The sequence below is a fragment of the Streptomyces sp. SID5785 genome (genome assembly GCF_009870065.1).
Classification (GTDB): domain Bacteria; phylum Actinomycetota; class Actinomycetes; order Streptomycetales; family Streptomycetaceae; genus Streptomyces.
The window spans coordinates 1-778 of record NZ_WWIA01001117.1 but is presented as its reverse complement, the minus strand read 5'-3'; the positions used below and the strand labels follow the sequence as shown (position 1 = coordinate 778).

At 77.8% G+C, this 778-nt stretch carries 2 protein-coding genes; one reads left to right on the top strand and one right to left on the bottom strand.

All coding sequences use genetic code 11. The features are described 5' to 3' along the window. Positions 1 to 180 (bottom strand): hypothetical protein (locus GTW43_RS36185; protein ID WP_161306213.1); only part of this gene is annotated, 180 nt, incomplete at its 3' end. A 115-nt stretch (positions 181 to 295) separates the two neighbouring features. Here GTW43_RS36185 and GTW43_RS36180 point away from each other — a divergent pair. Then, positions 296 to 778: inositol oxygenase family protein (locus GTW43_RS36180; protein ID WP_161306212.1), on the top strand; the 483-nt coding region annotated here is incomplete at its 3' end.

Genomic DNA, 778 nt, shown 5'->3' with positions numbered 1-778 from the left:
GGGCGCCGCGTACGCGCTCGCCTGCGGGGCGGGGCGGACCTCGGCGGGTCCGGCCGCGGCCGCGGCGGCGGAGCGGGCGCAGGGGCCGCCGAGGAGCGAGAGCAGCAGGCCCACGAGCACGGCGCCCCACAGCGCGCGCACACCGGTGCGCGACAGGGCGGGCGTGCTGGTCGGGGGCATGCGCGCCATTGTGCCCCACGCCGGGGATCGACCGTTAACGTCCCGTTGACCGCTCCGTCAGGTCGCCGTGGTGGGCTGTGGCACGACCGTCGGAGATCTTCGGGAGGAGTCGTCCATGCCGTCCGTGGAACACGCCGAACTGCGCACCGTCGACGAGCTGATGGGCGCGCTGCACTCATGCCGGGGTGCGTGGGGCACCCCCGACCGCAGCGGTGACCCCGTCGACCTGCACGACCACGCCCTGCAGACGGCGGCGCTGCTGCGCCGCGCCCACCCGAGCGACAAGGAGTTGCAGGTCGCCGGGCTCGTGCACGACCTGGGGCAGCTGCTGCGCCCGGGAGACGACGCGCGCCACGCCGACGTGGCCGCGGACGCGGTGCGCGGACTGCTCGGCGCACGGGTGGCCCGGCTGGTGCGGCTGCACGTCCCGGCGAAGCGGTACCTGGCGGCGGTCGAGCCGGCGCGGCCGCTGTCGGCGCGGAGCGCGGCCACGCTCGGCGCGCAGGGCGGGCCGATGGACGCGCGCGAGGTCGCCGCGTTCGAGGCGGACCCGCTGGCGCAGGATGCGGTGGCGCTGCGCCAGGCGGACGACGCGGGC